We start from the raw sequence: 16,120 nt of genomic DNA, 5'->3' as shown, positions 1-16,120 counted from the left end.
GCGCGGGCCGTTGGCGCCGGCCGGCGGGCTGTGGGCGTAGCGGCGGCGGAGATGGCCTGCGCCGCTCCGCGTTCCTGAACGACGAGATCGCGCGTTGGGCGGGCGTCATCGAGTCGGCGAACATCCGGACGGATTGATCGGCCGGGCCGGTCAAGCGCTGCGGCCCGAGCCGCAGCGCCTTGTCGCTTCAACGCACGTTGGCTGGCGCAGCCGACCCGACTCGCTGGTTTCGTCTTTCGCGCCCGATCAGTGGTAGTCGTCTTCGCGCTGGTGACGGACGGCCAGCACGGTCACGGTATCCGCGTCGATCTCGACCAGCGCCAGATAACCCGCACGACCGAAGCCGATGACGAGTTCGCGAATGCGTGCGGCTGCGCCGACCGCACGGCGGCAGATGAAGGGATTGATCCTGAGCAGCGCGAAACCGCGCTCGATCGCCTCCTCGGCGGCCAGCGCCGAGGCAGGGTCTTGATCGAGCAGGAAGGCATAGAGCCGGATCAAGTCCTCTTCGGCGGCCCGCGAAAGACGCAGCGTGTAAGGCGTCACTTGCCCTTGACGCGGCTTGCGTGGGCTTTGCGCATGGCTCGGAGCTTGGACATCACCTCCTCCGGCGTGGCGTAGTCACCCGTGCGGCGCGCTTCCTCGCCCGCCGCCAGGCCTCGGGCCAGAAACTCGCGCTGCACCTGCCGACGTTCGACGTTGAGGCGCACCGCCTCCTCCACAAAGGCCGAAAGCGACTCTCCGTCTCGCAGCAGTTCTTCGACGGCCGCGCGCGTCTCCTGGGTCACACGCAGGGGCGGCAGGCTGGCGACTTTCATGGCAGGCTCCAATGCATTGAAATTGCGATGCAAAGTGTCGCATGCGTGATCCGGACCGCGCAAGCGGTTGGGCCGGCCCCCTTACACCTTCTTGGCAGCCGCCTTCTTCGCCGGGGCCTTGGCTGCCCGCGGCTCGAACTCGAAGCCGACCTTGCCTTCCTTGGCGTCCCAGGCGAGACGCGCCTTGAACTTGCGACGCGTCTTGTTGGAGACGAAGTTCTCCAGCAGCTCGGTCTTGCCCTCTTTCAAAAGCCTGGTCATCTGCTCGCGCGGCACCGGCTGCTGCAGGATGATCTTGCCGCTCTTGAAGTCGCAGGTGACGTGCGCGCCCACGCTGTGCTCGCACACGTAGCTCGTGCCGTGCTCGAAGACGCTGCCCTTGCACTTGGGGCAGGCGCCCAGGCTTTCCTGCGCTGAAAAGTCAACCGGCTCGCCGGATTCGCCGTCCTTCTTGGCGTCTTCGCCGAAGTCGAACTCGAGCTTCCAGTTCTGCGTTTCGTCATCGAAGGCGAGCCGCAGTTCGGCGGTGAAGGGCCAGCCGGCCTTGGAGCGAAAACCCTCCAGCGGCCCGATCTTCTTGTGGGCGATGAAGTCTTCTACCTCCTGCAACTCGAAACTGCGACTTCCCGGGATCTTGCTGATCGAGAAGCCGCAGCCCTCTTCGCTGGCCGCGCCCTTGCCGGCGCAGGTGAAGCGCCGGTAGTTCTCCTTCACCACACCGCCGCATTTCGGACAGGGCGTCTTCAGCGTTGCGTAGTCGCCCGGAATGGTGTCGCGGTCGTACTCCTTGGCCTTGGCGACGATGCGCTCCGTCATCGCGGCGATCTCGCCCATGAAAGCCTCGCGGCTGAGCTTGCCGCGCTCCATCTCGGCGAGCTGGAACTCCCAGTTGCCGGTGAGCTCGGGCTTGGTGAGTTCCTCGACCTGGAGTCCGCGCAGCAAGGTCATGAGCTGGAAGGCCTTGGCGCTGGGGATCAGCTCGCGGCCCTCGCGGATCATGTATTTTTCGTAGATCAGGCCCTCGATGGTCTGCGCGCGCGTGGCCGGCGTGCCGAGGCCCTTCTCCTGCATCGCGTCGCGGAATTCCTCGTCCTCGATCAGCTTGCCGGCGCCTTCCATGGCCGAGAGCAAGGTTGCTTCGGTGTAGCGCGGTGGCGGCTTGGTCTTGAGGGCGTTGGCGTCGGCACTCTCGGTATGCGCCACCTCGCCCTTCTCGACCGGCACCAGCGTGGCGTCGGCATCCTCCACCTCGCGGCCGTAGATCGCCAGCCAGCCCGGCTTGACCATCACCTTTCCGTTGGTCTGGAACCTGTGCTCCTTGCCGGCTGCACTGACGGTGGAGATGCGCGTCGTGACCATGAACTCCGCCGGCGGAAAGAACACCGCCAGGAAGCGCTTGACCACCATGTCGTAGAGCTTGGCCTCGATGTCAGTGAGGCTCTTGGGCGCCTGCAGGGTCGGGATGATGGCGAAGTGGTCCGACACCTTGGCGTTGTCGAAGATGCGCTTGTTGGGCTTGACGTAGCCTTCCTTCACGGCCTTCTTCGCGTGCGCCGCCAGCGGGCGCAGCGGGCCGGGCAGGTCTTCCTTGGCCAGCATCTCCATCGTGTTGCGAACCACCGCCACGTAGTCCTCCGGCAGGAACTTGCTGTCGGTACGCGGGTAGGTCAGCACCTTGTGCTTCTCGTAGAGCGCCTGCGCGAGCGAGAGCGTGGTCTTGGCCGAGAAGCCGAAGCGCGAATTGGCCTCGCGCTGCAGGCTGGTCAGGTCGAAGAGCTGCGGCGCGCTCTGGCTGCTCGGCTTGGCCTCTTCGCTCACCTGCGCCGGTTGGGCGCGCACCGCCTGCGCGATCGCCTGCGCATCGGCTTCATTCCAAATGCGGTCGGCGCGGCGCTCGGCGTCTTCGTTCTTCTTCCACGCCGGATCGAACCACTTGCCTTCGTACAGGCCCGCCTTGGCCTGGAAGCTCGCGCGGATCTCCCAGTAGTCGCGCGCAACGTGCTTCCTGATCTTCTCCTCGCGCTCGACCACGATGGAGAGCGTGGGCGTCTGCACCCGGCCCACGGTGGTGAGGAAGAAGCCGCCGTCGCGAGAATTGAAGGCCGTCATGGCCCGCGTGCCGTTGATGCCGACCAGCCAGTCGGCCTCGCTGCGGCTGCGCGCCGCGTCGGCCAGGCCGAGCATCTGCTCGTCGCCGCGCAGTTGCTCGAAGCCGTCGCGAATGGCCTGCGGCGTCATGCTTTGCAGCCACAGGCGGCGCACCGGCTTGTCGATCTTCTTCTTTTCGGTGCCGGCGTACTGCACGATCAGCCGGAAGATCAGCTCGCCCTCGCGCCCCGCGTCGCAGGCGTTGATGAGCTCGGTCACGTCCTTGCGCTTGACCTGCTTGACCACGGCATTGAGCCGGCTCTTGGCCTTGTCGATCGGCGCCAGATCGAAGTGCGGCGGGATCACCGGCAGGTGGTTGAAGCTCCACTTGCCGCGCTTGACGTCGTATTCCTCCGGCGCCTTGATCTCCACCAGGTGGCCCACGGCGGACGTGACCACGTAGTGTTCGTTCTCGAAATGCTCGTCGTGCTTGTCGAACTTGCCGCTCGTCGGCGTCAGCGCGCGCACGATGTCTTGCGCGACCGACGGTTTCTCGGCGATGACCAGTGCTTTGCTCATGTAGTGCGTTGAAGTCCTGTTTCGTTTCGTGCCGATCGGCAAGCCGCTGCAGCAGCCGTGCTGCGTTGGCGTCCCTACAATCCGGCTCTCGCGCGCACGCGCTCACGCGCGCGCACCCATGATTTCAATGTATCCAAACCCGTCCATGACGCAATCCGCGCGCCGCAAGACCCCGCCCCAACGCAGCGCCGAGACCCCGGCCGAAGAGCGCAACGGCCGCCCCGTCAACGGCGCCGATCATCCCCGAAGCGCCGGCGGACGGCGCATCCAGGTGCGCCGCTCCGGCGTGCATGGCAAGGGCATGTTCGCCTTGCAGCCCCTGGCCAAGAGCGAGCTGCTCATCGAATACACCGGCGAAGTGATCGGCTGGCCCGAAGCCCTGCGCCGCCATCCGCACGACCCGAGCGATCCGAACCACACCTTCTACTTCAGCATCGACGAGGACCATGTCATCGATGCCAAGTACGGCGGCAACGCCTCGCGCTGGATCAACCATTCCTGCGCGCCGAATTGCGAAGCCGATGAAGAAGGCGGCCGCGTCTTCATCAAGACGCTGCGGGCCATCCCCCCGGGCCAGGAGTTGTTCTACGACTACGGCCTGGTGATCGACGAGCGCTACAGCGCCAAGCTGAAGAAGCAGTACGAATGCCGCTGCGGCGCCAAGCGCTGTCGCGGCACCATGCTCGCGCCCAAACGCTGAAGCTCGCGCGTGCAAGCCGGCCCCCTTTCGCTCGACACGCCGGTCACGCCCGGCATGATCGGAGCGAGCGCGTCACCGGGCTGGGCGATCGAGTCATTGCGCGCCCGGCTCGAGCCGCTGCGGCCCGGCCTCACCGTGGAACTGCTGGCCGAGACCGACTCCACCAACACGCGGCTGCTCGAACGCGCCCGCGCGGGCGACACGAGCCCCTGCTTGCTGGTCTGCGAACAGCAGACGGCCGGCCGCGGCCGCCTCGGCCGGCCCTGGTTCAGCGACGCACCGGCGCCGCAGAGCGGCCCGCAGCAGCTCTGCTTTTCGCTGGGCCTGCGCCTTGCGCCCACCGACTGGTCGGGCCTCTCGCTGGCGGTGGGCGTGGCGCTGGCCGAGGCGCTGCATGCCCGTGTGCGGCTCAAGTGGCCCAATGACCTGTGGCTGCTTGATGAGCCGGGCGACGGCCGCAAGTTCGGCGGCGTGCTGATCGAGACGCGGCCCTTGGCGGCAGGCGGCGGCCCGGGCCGCTATGCCGTCGTCGGCGTCGGCATCAACCTGGCGCCGCCGGCAGCGCGTCCAGGCCTGGACGACGATGCCATCGCCGGCTGGCGCGAACTCGAACCGCAGGCGCGTGCGCCCGAGCTGCTGGCGCGGCTGGCCGCGCCGATGCTCGGCGCGCTCGCCGTCTTCGAAACCCAGGGCTTCGCCGCCTTCGAAGCGCGCTTTGCGGCGCGCGACGCGCTGGCCGGCCGAACCGTGACCACCACCGACCCCGAGGCGCCCGCCGGCCGGGCCGATGGCGTCGATGCCACCGGCGCGCTCAGGTTGCTGACCGACCGCGGCCTGCGCCTCGTGAGCAGTGGCGAAGTGAGCGTGCGTCCATGCTGAGAGCCGTGGTGCTGGTGCTGCTGCTCGCCAACGCGGGCTTCTGGGTCTGGCGTCAGGGCTGGCTGGCGCCGCTGCACAGCGTGATCGGCGCGCGGCCCGAAGGTGAACGCGAGCCGGGCCGCATGGCGCGCCAGGTGCGCCCCGAGCGGGTCGAACTGCTCACTCCCGAGGCGGCCTCGGCGGCGCAACGCCTCGCCGCACCGCCCGCCATCGCCCAGGCGTCGGCCGCCGCGGTGTGCCTGGAAGCCGGGCCCTACACCGCCGCCGAACTGGCCGCCGTGCAGGCTGCCCTGCAGTCGGCCTGGCCCGGCGGCGCCTGGGCGGTGCGCGAGGTGTCGGGTGCGGGCGGGCGCTGGTGGGTGGTCGAGGGGCCGTTCTTCGATGCCGAGCCACTGCAGGCCCGGCGTGACGAACTGCGCCGCCGCGGCGTCGTGCCCGAGCAGGCCAGCACGCCGGGCGCCGCGCCGCTGCTGATCCTGAGCCGCCATGAGAGCCGCGAAGCCGCCGAACTGGAAGTCGCCGCCCTGGCCGAGCGCGACGTGCAGACCGCCCGCGTCGTCGAAGGCACTCCCCGGGTGGCGCGTGCCTTGCGCGTGGCGCAGGCGGATGCGCAGACGCAGGCGCTGCTCACCGGCCTGCCCGCCGAGCGGCTGCGCGGCAAGCCTTTCGTGCCCTGCCGGAACCCGAACGCGCTGTTCTGAGCGGCCCCGGGGTTCGGTGGCGCCGAGCCCGCCTCCCGAGGGGGTCAAGAAACTCGGGGGCGGCCCTTCGTTTCCTCGAGAGCTGCCGCGCTGGCCGCAGCGGGCGTCAGCGCGATGCGATCAGCGCAAAGCGCGCCGGCCGCCTTGTCGAGCCGGCTTGCTACGGCCCTGCACGGCACGGCGCACGGCGGGTACAGCGGCAAGCAAGGCCAGCAGGTAGCCGATGCCCATGGCGCCGCCACCGCCACCGCCGCTGTCGCGAGACGGGCCCTGGACAGTGACGCGCACGGTCTGCTCGGCGACATCGCCCTCGCTGTCCTCGACCCGCACGCGCACGGTGAAGTCGCCGCCCGCGCTCGGGGTCAACTGCACGGTGGGTTGGTCGTCGGCGGTGTCGAAGCCATCGACGATGCCGCCGTCATCGACCAGCGTCCATTGCACGCTGACGATGGTGCGCCCGTCGAGAAGAAGCGAGTCGCCGCTGCCGAGAGTCAGCGGCTCGCCCGCCTGCGGGTCGCCGTCGCCGATCAGCGAGATGCGCGCCACCACGCCGGTGGCGGCCTGGACGGCGGCGCGGGCGTCGAGCATGCCGGCGCCGCAGGTCTCGGCGGTGCAGTAGCACTCGAGCTGGTCGATCGGATCGCCGCGGTTGTCGAAGCGCGGCGCGGTGCACTGCGGCGTGCCGGACACGGCGCCGGTCGTAGGAAAGGTCCGCGCGGTGGCTTGCAGCCGCGCACGTATTTCGTCCGGCGTGAGCCCGGGCTGCACCGCGAGCATCAATGCCGCCGCGCCCGAAACCAGTGGCGCGGAGAAGCTGGTGCCGAAGGTGATGTCGCTGCTGCCGTTGGTATAGGCCGAACTCGCGACCACCGGCGTCGTGGTGCCGGCGTTGGTGGTGGTGATCAGCGGATAAAGGCAGGGCTCGTTCTGCTGGATGTTCACGCAGTTGCCGCCCGGCGCACTGATCGCGACCTCCGGTCCGAGGTCGGAAAACCCGACCTTGGTGCCCAGGTGGCGCAAGCCGCCGACGCCGATCACGCCTTCGCAGTTGGCGGGCGCGCTGACCACATGCCCGGCGGTGTTGCCGGCAGAGGCGATGACAGTGACGCCCCGGGCCGTGAGATCGGCCACCGCATCGGCGTAAGCCGCGCGGCACTCGCCCGCGCCGCCGAGGCTGAGGTTGACGATCTGCGCGCGGTTGTCGGCCGGGTTGTCCGGCACGCCCTCCACCGCCATGCCCGCAGCCCAGCGCATCGCCACGACGATGTCGGACTCGAAGCCACCGCACTTGCCTAGCACGCGCACAGGCAAGACCCGCACGTCCCAGCCAGCACCGGCGATGCCCTCGCCGTTATTGGTGAGCGCACCTACCATGCCGGCGACCTTAGTGCCATGCCAGGAACTGTTGGCGTCGAGGAGCTGCCCATCTCTGTTTCGCGGCAAGCAATCTTCTGTGAGATCGTCATTGCTGCTCCGCTGCACTTCTTCGACCGTGACCCAGTCGCCCGGGTCGCTGGCATTGGCGTCGCGGCCGTTGCCATCGGCGGCGGTTACCGCGTCCCGGATGAAGTCGTAGCCGGGAAGCAACTTGCCGTCGAGGTCCGGGTGGTCAAAGCGCACACCGGTGTCCAGAACGGCGACCACGACGCTGCTGCTGCCCGTTGTGGTGTCCCAAGCCGACTGCGTATCGATCGCGGAGACGAAAAGAGGGTTCGGCGGTTGGAGATACCACTGACCCACTTCGGGGTCGCCGCCCGCGGGGAAGTCGTAGAGCGGGTCGTCGGGCACCACATTGCGCCGCATCCGCCGGTCGGGCACGGCATAAGCCACTTCCGGGTCCGCGGCGAGCTGACGCGCCAGCGTGGCCGAGTCGATGCCGGTGGCCGTCAGGAGCCGCACCTCGCCGCCCAACGAACGCTGTGCCTGCGGCTGCGCGCCCTGGCGCACGGCCGCGCGCTCCAGGCGCTCGGCGAGCGGCGTGACACGGGCCGCACTCGCCGCCGCGGTCGGCGGCTTGAGCTTGACGATGACGCGTGCCCGCGCTTCGGAGCCGGCGGCAGCGGCCGCTGCGGGTATCGACGCACCCGTCGCGGCGAGAAGCGCCGTCAACGCAAGCGAAACACAAAGACTGGGCAGACGGTGCATGGCTTCTCGTGGCGGGCGGTCGAGCCGCCGAGTGTAGGAGGCGAGCGGACCTTACCAAGCGAGCCTGCGCCGGCGTCATGCAGGGATTTGCACCGATGCGTTGCAGCTCCGGGGGCGCAGGGCAGACCGCTCGAGAACAACGAGGCCGCTGCGTCGCATCACTCCAGTCACTTCGACGGGCGCGCACCAGTGTCTTCGGTGACCTCGGGCGACGAGCGGTCTTGTGGGCTCGCAGGGAAGCCGCCGCGCCGGCCTCCCCAAAGCCTCCCTTACTTCGCCGCCATCAGCGCGACGGTGGTATCGAGCATGCGGTTCGAGAACGCCCACTCGTTGTCGTACCAGCTCAGCACCTTGACCAGCTTGCCGTCGGCCGACACGCGCGTCTGCGTCGCGTCGAACACGCTGGAGCGCGCGTCGTGGTTGAAATCGACGCTGACCAGCGGCAAGGTGTTCACGCCGAGGATGCCTTTCAGCTCGCCTTCGCTGGCAGCCTGGAGCACCTTGTTGACTTCATCGACCGTGGTCGCGCGTTTGGGCGTGAAGCTCAGATCGACCACCGACACGTTGATGGTCGGCACGCGGATCGCGAAGCCGTCGAGCTTGCCGTTCAGCTCCGGCATCACCAGGCCGACCGCGGCGGCGGCGCCGGTCTTGGTCGGGATCATGCTCATCGTGGCGCTGCGCGCGCGGCGCAGGTCCTCGTGATAGACGTCGGTGAGCACCTGGTCGTTGGTGTAGGAGTGGATCGTCGTCATCAGGCCGGTCTCGACGCCGATGGTGTCGTGCAGCGCCTTGACCAGCGGCGCCAGACAGTTGGTGGTGCACGAGGCGTTGGAGATCACCGTGTCGCTGGCCTTGAGCACCTTGTGGTTCACGCCGAAGACGATGGTCGCGTCCACGTCCTTGCCGCCGGGCGCGGAGATGATCACCTTCTTGGCGCCGCCCTTCAGGTGCGCCGAGGCCTTTTCCTTGGTGGTGAAGAAGCCGGTGCACTCCATGACCACATCGACGCCCATCTCGCCCCAGGGCAGCTCGGCGGGGTTGCGGGTGGCGAGCACCTTGATCTTGTCGCCGTTGACCACCATGTGCTCGCCTTCGACCGCCACCGTGCCGGGAAAGCGGCCGTGCGCGGTGTCGTACTGCGTCAGGTGGGCGTTGGTGTTCGGGTCGCCCAGGTCGTTGATGGCGACGATCTGGATGTCGTGCTTCTTGCCGCCCTCGTAATGCGCGCGCAGCACGTTGCGGCCGATGCGGCCATAGCCATTGATGGCGACTTTGATGGTCATCGTGGTTTCCTTGGTTCAGTTTCTGGACAAGACCTTGCGCACCGTGGCCGCGACGTTCTCCGCCGTGAAGCCGAAGTGCTTGAACAGCACGTTTGCAGGCGCGGATTCGCCGTAGGTGTCGAGCCCGACCACGGCCGCGCAGCCGTATTTCCACCAGCCGTCGGTCACGCCCGCCTCCACCGCGACGCGCGGCAGTCCTTCGGGCAACACACTGCGTTTGTAGGCGGCGTTCTGGCGATCGAAGGTCGTCGTGGAAGGCACGGAGACGACGCGCACCGCGATGCCGGCCACCGCGAGCTGCTGCTGCGCGTGCAAGGCGAGCTGCACCTCGGAGCCGCTGGCGAGGATGACCGCCTGCGCCTTCTTCTTCAGCCCGACCTCGCCCGGCTCGGCCAGCACATAGGCGCCGCGGGCAATCTCGTCGAGCTGGTCCTTCGGGCAGTACGGCAGGTTCTGGCGCGACAGCAGCAGGGCCGTCGGCCGATCGGCGTTGAGCAGCGCGCGGGTCCAGGCGACCGCAGTCTCGGCGGTGTCGGCCGGGCGCCAGACATCGAGGTTGGGAATCAGGCGCAGGCTGGCCGCATGCTCGACGCTCTGGTGCGTGGGCCCGTCCTCGCCCAGGCCGATGCTGTCGTGCGTGAACACGTGAATCACCCGCTGCTTCATCAGCGCCGCCATGCGGATGGCGTTGCGCGAGTAGTCGCTGAAGGTCAGGAAGGTGCCGCCGTAGGGAATGAAGCCGCCGTGCAGCGCCAGGCCATTCATCACCGCGGCCATGCCGAACTCGCGCACGCCGTAGTTGATGTGGCGGCCGGGCCGGCCGTTTTCGCCCAGCACCGGACGACCGCCTTCGCCCATGCGCAACGGCGGCGTGCTCTTGGTGTTGGTGAGGTTGGAGCCCGTCAGGTCGGCCGAGCCGCCGATCAGCTCAGGCAGCGCGGCGGTGAAGGCTTCGAGCGCGATCTGGCTGGCCTTGCGGGTAGCGACCGTCTCCGCTTTTGTGTGCGCGGCAATCGCGGCATCGACGGCGGTCTGCGCGAAGTTGGCCGGCAGCTCACCCAGCATGCGGCGCTCGAATTCGGCCGCCATCTCCGGATGCGCCGCACGGTAGACCGCGAAGCCGGCCTCCCACTTCGCCTGCGCCTCGGCACCGCTCGCGGTGGCGTCCCAGGCGTCGTAGGCTTCCTGCGGCACATGGAAAGGCTCGTGCGTCCAGGCCAGCGCCGTGCGCGTGAGCACGATCTCGTCCGCGCCGAGCGGCTCGCCGTGCGCCTTGGCGGTACCGGCGCGGTTGGGCGAGCCCTTGCCGATGGCGGTCTTGCAGACGATGAAGCTCGGCTTGTCGGTGCTGTCCTTGGCCTTGGCGATCGCGGCATCGACCGCGTCGGTGTCGTGGCCGTCGATCGGGCCGATGACGTTCCAGCCGTAGGCCGCAAAACGTTGAGCGCTGTCGTCGATGAACCAGGGCGCGACCTGACCGTCGATCGAAATGCCGTTGTCGTCGTACAGCGCGATCAGCTTGTTCAGCTTCCAGGCGCCGGCCAATGCGCAGGCCTCGTGGCTGATGCCTTCCATGAGGCAGCCGTCGCCGAGGAAGACGTAGGTGTGGTGATCGACCACCGCATGCGCCGGGCGGTTGAACTCGGCCGCGAGCAGTTTCTCGGCCAGCGCCATGCCGACTGCGTTGGCGAGGCCCTGGCCGAGCGGGCCGGTGGTGGTCTCGATGCCGGGCGTGACGCCGACCTCGGGGTGGCCGGGCGTCTTGCTGTGCAGCTGGCGAAAGTTGCGCAATTCGTCGGCCGACAGCGCATAGCCGCTCAGGTGCAGCAGCGCATAGACCAGCATCGAGCCATGGCCGTTGGAGAGCACGAAGCGGTCGCGATTGGCCCAGCGCGTATCGGCCGGGTTGTGGCGAAGATGGCGACCCCACAGGGCCACCGCCATGTCGGCCATGCCCATCGGCGCGCCCGGGTGGCCGGAATTGGCCTGCTGCACGGCGTCCATGGCCAGCGCGCGGATCGCATTGGCCATCAGGACGGCATCGGGGGTGGTGGCGGGGTCGAGCGACGAGCGGAGTTGGGTGGCGGCCATGGGGGAAGAAGAGGGGTTGCGACGAGACGCGGGCCGCTGAACGGCAGAGCCGGCGATTTTACGAGGCGCATCCCCAGACCCGCTCGCCGCGGCGAATCGAGCCGCGCCCGGGCGCACTTGCTGCCCTAGACTGCGGCGCCATGAAAGCGCTGATCCTTGCGGCCGGCCGTGGCGAGCGCATGCGCCCGCTGACCGACCGCACCCCAAAGCCCTTGCTGCCGGTGCACGGCAAGCCGCTCATCATCTGGCACCTCGAAGCGCTCGCCGCCAGCGGGGTGCGCGAAGTCGTGATCAACACCGCCTGGCTCGAGGAGCAGTTCCCGGTCCTGCTGGGCGACGGCTCGCGCTTCGGCCTGGCCATCCGCTACTCGATGGAGGGCCGCGACCACGGCGGCGCACTCGAAACCGCGGGCGGCATCGCGACCGCGTTGCCACTGTTGCAAAGCGACACCTTCTGGGTGGTTGGCGGCGACGTGTTCGTGCCCGGCTTTCGTTTCGACGCGCAGCACGTGACCGACTTCACGGCCAGCGGCGATCTGGCCCACCTCTGGCTCGTGCCCAACCCGCCGCAGCACCCCCGCGGCGACTTCGGTTTGAGCCCGCAAGGCCGTGTGTTGGCCGCCGACCACACGCAAGCGCAGACCCGTTACACGTATTCGACGGTGGGCTTGTTCCAATCGGCGCTGGTGGCCGGTGTTGCGCCCGGCCGCAAGGCCGCGCTGAAGCCGTGCTTCGACGCAGCGATTGCGCAAGGGCGCATCAGTGGCAGCCTGTACACCGGCCCCTGGGCCGATGTCGGCACGCCGGAGCGCTGGCAGGCCCTGCAGGACGACGAGACATGAACGGGGGAGCGACACATGGATGCGCTGACGACGGCGCTGATCGGCGCGGCAGGCGTGGTGGCCGCAGTGCTGCTGCAGTACGCCGCAGTGCGGGGCCTGCGCGTGGCGCTGCTGGCCTACCAGCCGCTTTCGGGTGAACACACCGATTCCGCGCTTTACGAGCGCAGCGTGTGGACGCCGGGCGAGGGCGGCTTGCTGCCGGTCTGGCTGGCCTTGCTCGCCAGCGGCCTGCTCGGTGCGACCGCTCTGCGCTCGGCGGACTGGCCGTGGTGGCCGGCGCTGGGGCTGTGGGCCTTCGCGGTCGGCTGGGATCTGTGGGCCTGGGAGCGCGTGGCCGCCAGCGTGAAGTTCGTGACCTGGCGGCGGGGCTGGCGCAAATCGGCCCGGCGCGTTGCGATCTCCGATCTGCGCGACGTGCTGGTCGTCGAGCGCAACCGGCCGACGCGCGGGCCGGCCTGGCTGCGGCCGGGCGTGTGCCAATTCGTGCTCATGCTCAAGGACGGCAAAGCCGTCAAGTTGCCGCGCACCGGCGCCTCGCTCGGCGGCGAAGGAAGGGTCGAGGATCTGGCCAACTTCGTGCGGCTGCAGATGGACGTGGTGGCTGACAACCGCCGCCGCGCGGCCGCCGACAAGCGCGCCGCGCTGCGCCGTGCGCTGCACCCGATGGCGCCGGCGCACCCGGCCACCAAGCTCGATCCGTCGGCGTTGCCGCGCGGCTGAAGCGCGCTCGCCCCCGCTGTCACGCCGCCGTCACGCCGCTGTCATCGCGGCGTCGAAATCTCTTCATGTTGCGCACCTACGCTGACCGGTTGCCCAACAACGGAGAGTGCGAGATGAAGTTCCGGATGCGTTTGCTGTCGTCGGCCGTATTGATCGGCGCCTTGGCCGCTTGTGGGGGCGGCAATGACGACGACGATGGCGATGCCACGCCGTCGAGCGTTTCGCTGAGCCTGCTCGGGCGCTATTCGTCGGGTCAGTTCGATGCCGCCGCCGCCGAGATCCCCGCCTTCGACGCGGACTCGCAACGCGGCTTCGTCGTCAACGCCCAGGCCGGTGTGCTTGACGTGCTGGACCTGAGCGACCCGTCCATGCCGGTACGGCTCGCCTCGATCGACGCCAATGCCATCGCCGCAGGTGCGACGGTCAACAGCGTGGCCATCGCCAATGGCGTCATCGCAGTGGCCATCCAGGCGGCCGTCAAGACGGACCCGGGCTTCGTCGGCTTTTACCGTGCCGACGACCTGAGCGCGATCGGCAGCGTGAAGGTGGGCGCGCTGCCCGACATGCTCATCTTCACGCCCGATGGCCGCAAGGTGCTCGTGGCCAACGAGGGCGAGCCGAGCGACGACTACCAGACCGACCCGCAGGGCTCGATCAGCATCGTCGATGTCTCGGACCTGGCCGACATCACGGTGCGCACCGCCGGCTTCACGGCCTTCGACGCAGATGCCGCGGCACTGCGCAGCGCGGGCGTGCGCATCTACGGCCCGGGCGCGAGCGTCGCGCAGGACCTCGAGCCGGAATACATCGCCGTATCCAGCGACGGCGCGACCGCCTGGGCGGTGCTGCAGGAAAACAATGCGCTGGCCAGGATCGACATCGCCACCGCCACGGTGCTCGAGATCAAACCGCTCGGCTTCAAGGACCATGGCCTGGCCGACAACGGCTACGGCTCCAGCAACGCCTTCGATGCCAGCGACGAAGAAGGCGGCGCCATCAACATCCGCAACTGGGCGGGCGTGCGCGGCCTGTACCACCCCGACGCCATCGCTGCCTACAGTGCCGGTGGCCAGACCTACTTGGTCAGCGCAAACGAGGGCGACGCCCGCGCCTGGGGCGAGGACAACCCAGCCTACTGGGCCGGCGATACCAGCCTCGGCTTCGTCGAGGAATTCCGGGTGAAGCACCTGGTCAACGCGACCGGTTTTGACGTCCGTGCCGGTGACGATCTGCCGCCTCAACTGAGAGCGCTCGCGGCCGGCGCCCTGCTCAACCCGGTGACCTTCGGCTATTGCGGCGCGACCGTCGGCAACCCCGGCGCCTGCCGCGACGATGAGCAACTCGGCCGCCTCAACGTGACCTGGACGATGGGCTTTCGCACCGACGCCGGCGGCGCGCCGGTGCTCTTCGACGCCAGCGGCGTCGAGAACCCGGCCGGCGACCGCCTGATGTACGACGCGCTCTACTCCTTCGGTGCGCGCTCGTTCTCGATCCGCGACGAGGACGGCACGCTGGTCTTCGATTCGGGTGACGCCATCGAGCGTTTCATCGCCAGCGATGCCTGCCTGGCCGGCGCCGACCGAGACATCGCCTGCCGCGACTTCTTCAACAGCGGTCACGACGAAGGCGACGCGCTGGACAGCCGCAGCGACGCCAAGGGTCCCGAGCCCGAGGGCCTGGCGATCGGCCGCATCGGCGACAAGACCTTCCTCTTCCTCGGCCTCGAGCGCATGGGCGGCGTGCTGGTCTACGACATCACCGATCCGCGCGCACCGGTGCGCATCGACTACCTCAACACCCGCGAGGACTGGACCACCGAGGATCCGGGCACCGTGCTCGCCACGGTGGGCGACCTCGGTCCGGAAGGGCTGGCCTTCATCTCCGCCGACGACTCGCCGACCGGTGAGCCGCTGCTGATGGTGGGCAACGAAGTCAGCGGCACGACCGCGATCTACCGGGTCGAGCGCACGTTCTGAGCGCCGGCCAGGGACGCTTTGCTCCCTCTCCCGCGTACTCGTGGGAGAGGGAGCAAAACGGGCTGCCTTTTCGGCGACGGGTCTTGTGCGTGCGGCCGTCTTCCTTTCAGCGTCGCGCCTCAAACCGCCAGCGGCTGCGTGATCGCGTCGATGCGCGCGAGCACCTCGGGGGTGAGCTTGGGCGTGAGTTCGAGCGCACCCAGGTTGTGGTGCAACTGCGTGAGCTTGCTCGCGCCGAGGATCACCGTGCTCACGTGCGGATTGCGGTTGATCCAGGCGATGGCCAACTGCGCCACGCTGCCGCCCAGCTCGGCGGCGATCTTCTCGAGCTCGCCGACGGCCGCGTTCTTCTGCACATCGAGCAGATCCCCGCGCAGGAAAGCCATGTTTTCCAGCGAACCGCGGCTGCCTTCGGGAACGCCCTTGCGGTACTTGCCGGTGAGCAGGCCGCTGGCCAGCGGGCTCCAGGTCGTCAGGCCCAGACCGATGTCTTCATACAGCCGCGCGTACTCGTGCTCGACGCGCTTGCGGTGAAACAGGTGGTACTGGGGCTGCTCCATCACCGGCTTGTGCAGGTGGTGCTTGTCGGCAATGTCCCACGCCGCGCGAATTTCGGCCGCGCTCCATTCGCTGGTGCCCCAGTAGAGCAGCTTGCCTTTGGTGATGAGGTCGTGGAAGGCCCAGACCGTTTCCTCGATCGGCGTGGCCGGGTCGGGCCGGTGGCAGAACACCAGATCGACGTGATCCATCTGCAGGCGCGCCAGCGACGCGTCCATCGCATGGTGCAGGTACTTGCGGTTGAGCGTGTCCTGCGCGTTGATGCGCGGCCGCTGGCCCGCCTGGGCGCGGTCCAGGCCCCAGAAGAACTTGGTCGAGACGACATGGTCCAGCCGCGAGAGGCCGAGCTGCTTGAAGGCCTCGCCCATGATGGTTTCGCTGCGGCCGTTGGCGTAGACCTCGGCGTTGTCGAAGAAGTTGATGCCGGCATCGATGGCAGCGGCGAGCATCTCCTTGGCCGAGGCCACGTTCACCTGGTTGTGATACGTGACCCATGAGCCCAGCGACAACTCACTGACCTGCAGGCCGCTGCGGCCGAGACGTCGGTATTGCATGCGTGTTTCTCCGTTTTCACGCCGCGCGAAAGGGGAAAGAGGAGAAAGCGGGCGGCGTCTAGACTGATGAGCGTACCCACTGCCGCATCGCCCCATGCCCACCGACGTCTATGCCTCGCGCCGTGCCCGCGTCTGCGCGGCGCTGCGCGCGGCCGGCGGCGGGCTCGCGCTGCTGCCCACCGC

Annotated in this window: 13 protein-coding genes; 6 read left to right on the top strand and 7 right to left on the bottom strand. The window is 68.6% G+C overall.

Annotated features, from left to right (window positions below; translation table 11 throughout):
• Positions 1 to 246: 246 nt before the first annotated feature.
• The 3 genes from H0W40_RS15760 to H0W40_RS15750 all read right to left on the bottom strand — a co-directional run bounded on the left by H0W40_RS15760 (position 247) and on the right by H0W40_RS15750 (position 3,485).
• Positions 247 to 546, bottom strand: a complete 300-nt coding sequence (locus H0W40_RS15760) for a type II toxin-antitoxin system RelE/ParE family toxin (RefSeq protein WP_292447996.1) — start codon at positions 544 to 546, stop codon at positions 247 to 249.
• Positions 543 to 818: a YlcI/YnfO family protein gene (locus H0W40_RS15755; protein WP_292447994.1), complete on the bottom strand. Its 276-nt coding sequence runs from the start codon at positions 816 to 818 to the stop codon at positions 543 to 545. The genes H0W40_RS15760 and H0W40_RS15755 overlap by 4 nt, the downstream gene beginning before the upstream one ends.
• An 81-nt stretch (positions 819 to 899) precedes the next feature.
• On the bottom strand, positions 900 to 3,485 hold the full coding sequence (locus H0W40_RS15750; RefSeq protein ID WP_292447991.1) for a DNA topoisomerase III: 2,586 nt from the start codon (positions 3,483 to 3,485) through the stop codon (positions 900 to 902).
• Between the two features lie 145 nt (positions 3,486 to 3,630).
• Here H0W40_RS15750 and H0W40_RS15745 point away from each other — a divergent pair, with 145 nt between their 5' ends.
• The 3 genes from H0W40_RS15745 to H0W40_RS15735 are packed head-to-tail and all read left to right on the top strand — an operon-like array spanning position 3,631 to position 5,765.
• Positions 3,631 to 4,185, top strand: a complete 555-nt coding sequence (locus H0W40_RS15745) for an SET domain-containing protein-lysine N-methyltransferase (protein ID WP_292447988.1) — start codon at positions 3,631 to 3,633, stop codon at positions 4,183 to 4,185.
• Between the two features lie 54 nt (positions 4,186 to 4,239).
• Positions 4,240 to 5,064 (top strand): biotin--[acetyl-CoA-carboxylase] ligase, encoded by an 825-nt coding sequence (locus H0W40_RS15740; protein WP_292447998.1) that lies wholly within the window; start codon positions 4,240 to 4,242, stop codon positions 5,062 to 5,064.
• Positions 5,058 to 5,765 (top strand): SPOR domain-containing protein, encoded by a 708-nt coding sequence (locus H0W40_RS15735; RefSeq protein ID WP_292447986.1) that lies wholly within the window; start codon positions 5,058 to 5,060, stop codon positions 5,763 to 5,765. The genes H0W40_RS15740 and H0W40_RS15735 overlap by 7 nt, the downstream gene beginning before the upstream one ends.
• A gap of 120 nt (positions 5,766 to 5,885) precedes the next feature.
• On the opposite strand, the gene H0W40_RS15730 is transcribed toward H0W40_RS15735, so the two are convergent.
• From H0W40_RS15730 to tkt, 3 genes are all read right to left on the bottom strand, one after another.
• Positions 5,886 to 7,910 (bottom strand): S8 family serine peptidase, encoded by a 2,025-nt coding sequence (locus H0W40_RS15730; RefSeq protein ID WP_292447985.1) that lies wholly within the window; start codon positions 7,908 to 7,910, stop codon positions 5,886 to 5,888.
• Positions 7,911 to 8,179: 269 nt separating this feature from the next.
• Positions 8,180 to 9,196 carry a type I glyceraldehyde-3-phosphate dehydrogenase gene (gap, locus tag H0W40_RS15725; RefSeq protein ID WP_292447982.1) on the bottom strand — a complete coding sequence of 339 codons (1,017 nt, stop codon included), beginning with the start codon at positions 9,194 to 9,196 and terminating at the stop codon, positions 8,180 to 8,182.
• A gap of 15 nt (positions 9,197 to 9,211) precedes the next feature.
• Positions 9,212 to 11,287 (bottom strand): transketolase, encoded by a 2,076-nt coding sequence (tkt, locus tag H0W40_RS15720; RefSeq protein WP_292447979.1) that lies wholly within the window; start codon positions 11,285 to 11,287, stop codon positions 9,212 to 9,214.
• Positions 11,288 to 11,427: 140 nt separating this feature from the next.
• On the opposite strand from tkt, the gene murU reads away from it, so the two are divergent.
• The 3 genes from murU to H0W40_RS15705 all read left to right on the top strand — a co-directional run bounded on the left by murU (position 11,428) and on the right by H0W40_RS15705 (position 14,825).
• Entirely contained in the window at positions 11,428 to 12,129 is a 702-nt protein-coding gene (murU, locus tag H0W40_RS15715; protein WP_292447977.1) for an N-acetylmuramate alpha-1-phosphate uridylyltransferase MurU, read from the top strand.
• Between the two features lie 15 nt (positions 12,130 to 12,144).
• A complete protein-coding gene (locus H0W40_RS15710) occupies positions 12,145 to 12,849 on the top strand; it encodes a hypothetical protein (RefSeq protein ID WP_292447976.1) in 705 nt (234 codons plus the stop codon).
• Between the two features lie 113 nt (positions 12,850 to 12,962).
• Entirely contained in the window at positions 12,963 to 14,825 is a 1,863-nt protein-coding gene (locus tag H0W40_RS15705) for a choice-of-anchor I family protein (RefSeq protein WP_292447973.1), read from the top strand.
• Positions 14,826 to 14,944: 119 nt separating this feature from the next.
• Here H0W40_RS15705 and H0W40_RS15700 read toward each other — a convergent pair whose 3' ends face one another.
• Positions 14,945 to 15,937: an aldo/keto reductase gene (locus H0W40_RS15700; RefSeq protein ID WP_292447971.1), complete on the bottom strand. Its 993-nt coding sequence runs from the start codon at positions 15,935 to 15,937 to the stop codon at positions 14,945 to 14,947.
• Between the last annotated feature and the right edge of the window lie 183 nt (positions 15,938 to 16,120).

The organism is Methylibium sp., from assembly GCF_013817345.1.
Taxonomy (GTDB): domain Bacteria; phylum Pseudomonadota; class Gammaproteobacteria; order Burkholderiales; family Burkholderiaceae_C; genus Methylibium.
The sequence above is the reverse complement of the archived record's forward strand: the minus strand, read 5'-3'. Positions and strand labels throughout refer to the sequence as shown.

What these genes read in the sequence shown, in the direction of transcription:
- H0W40_RS15755 (WP_292447994.1), bottom strand. Translation starts at nt 818, where the DNA reads ATGAAAGTCGCCAGCCTGCCGCCCCTGCGTGTGACCCAGGAGACGCGC.
- H0W40_RS15750 (WP_292447991.1), bottom strand. Translation starts at nt 3,485, where the DNA reads ATGAGCAAAGCACTGGTCATCGCCGAGAAACCGTCGGTCGCGCAAGAC.
- H0W40_RS15745 (WP_292447988.1), top strand. Translation starts at nt 3,631, where the DNA reads ATGACGCAATCCGCGCGCCGCAAGACCCCGCCCCAACGCAGCGCCGAG.
- H0W40_RS15740 (WP_292447998.1), top strand. Translation starts at nt 4,240, where the DNA reads ATGATCGGAGCGAGCGCGTCACCGGGCTGGGCGATCGAGTCATTGCGC.
- H0W40_RS15735 (WP_292447986.1), top strand. Translation starts at nt 5,058, where the DNA reads ATGCTGAGAGCCGTGGTGCTGGTGCTGCTGCTCGCCAACGCGGGCTTC.
- H0W40_RS15730 (WP_292447985.1), bottom strand. Translation starts at nt 7,910, where the DNA reads ATGCACCGTCTGCCCAGTCTTTGTGTTTCGCTTGCGTTGACGGCGCTT.
- gap (WP_292447982.1), bottom strand. Translation starts at nt 9,196, where the DNA reads ATGACCATCAAAGTCGCCATCAATGGCTATGGCCGCATCGGCCGCAAC.
- tkt (WP_292447979.1), bottom strand. Translation starts at nt 11,287, where the DNA reads ATGGCCGCCACCCAACTCCGCTCGTCGCTCGACCCCGCCACCACCCCC.
- murU (WP_292447977.1), top strand. Translation starts at nt 11,428, where the DNA reads ATGAAAGCGCTGATCCTTGCGGCCGGCCGTGGCGAGCGCATGCGCCCG.
- H0W40_RS15710 (WP_292447976.1), top strand. Translation starts at nt 12,145, where the DNA reads ATGGATGCGCTGACGACGGCGCTGATCGGCGCGGCAGGCGTGGTGGCC.
- H0W40_RS15705 (WP_292447973.1), top strand. Translation starts at nt 12,963, where the DNA reads ATGAAGTTCCGGATGCGTTTGCTGTCGTCGGCCGTATTGATCGGCGCC.
- H0W40_RS15700 (WP_292447971.1), bottom strand. Translation starts at nt 15,937, where the DNA reads ATGCAATACCGACGTCTCGGCCGCAGCGGCCTGCAGGTCAGTGAGTTG.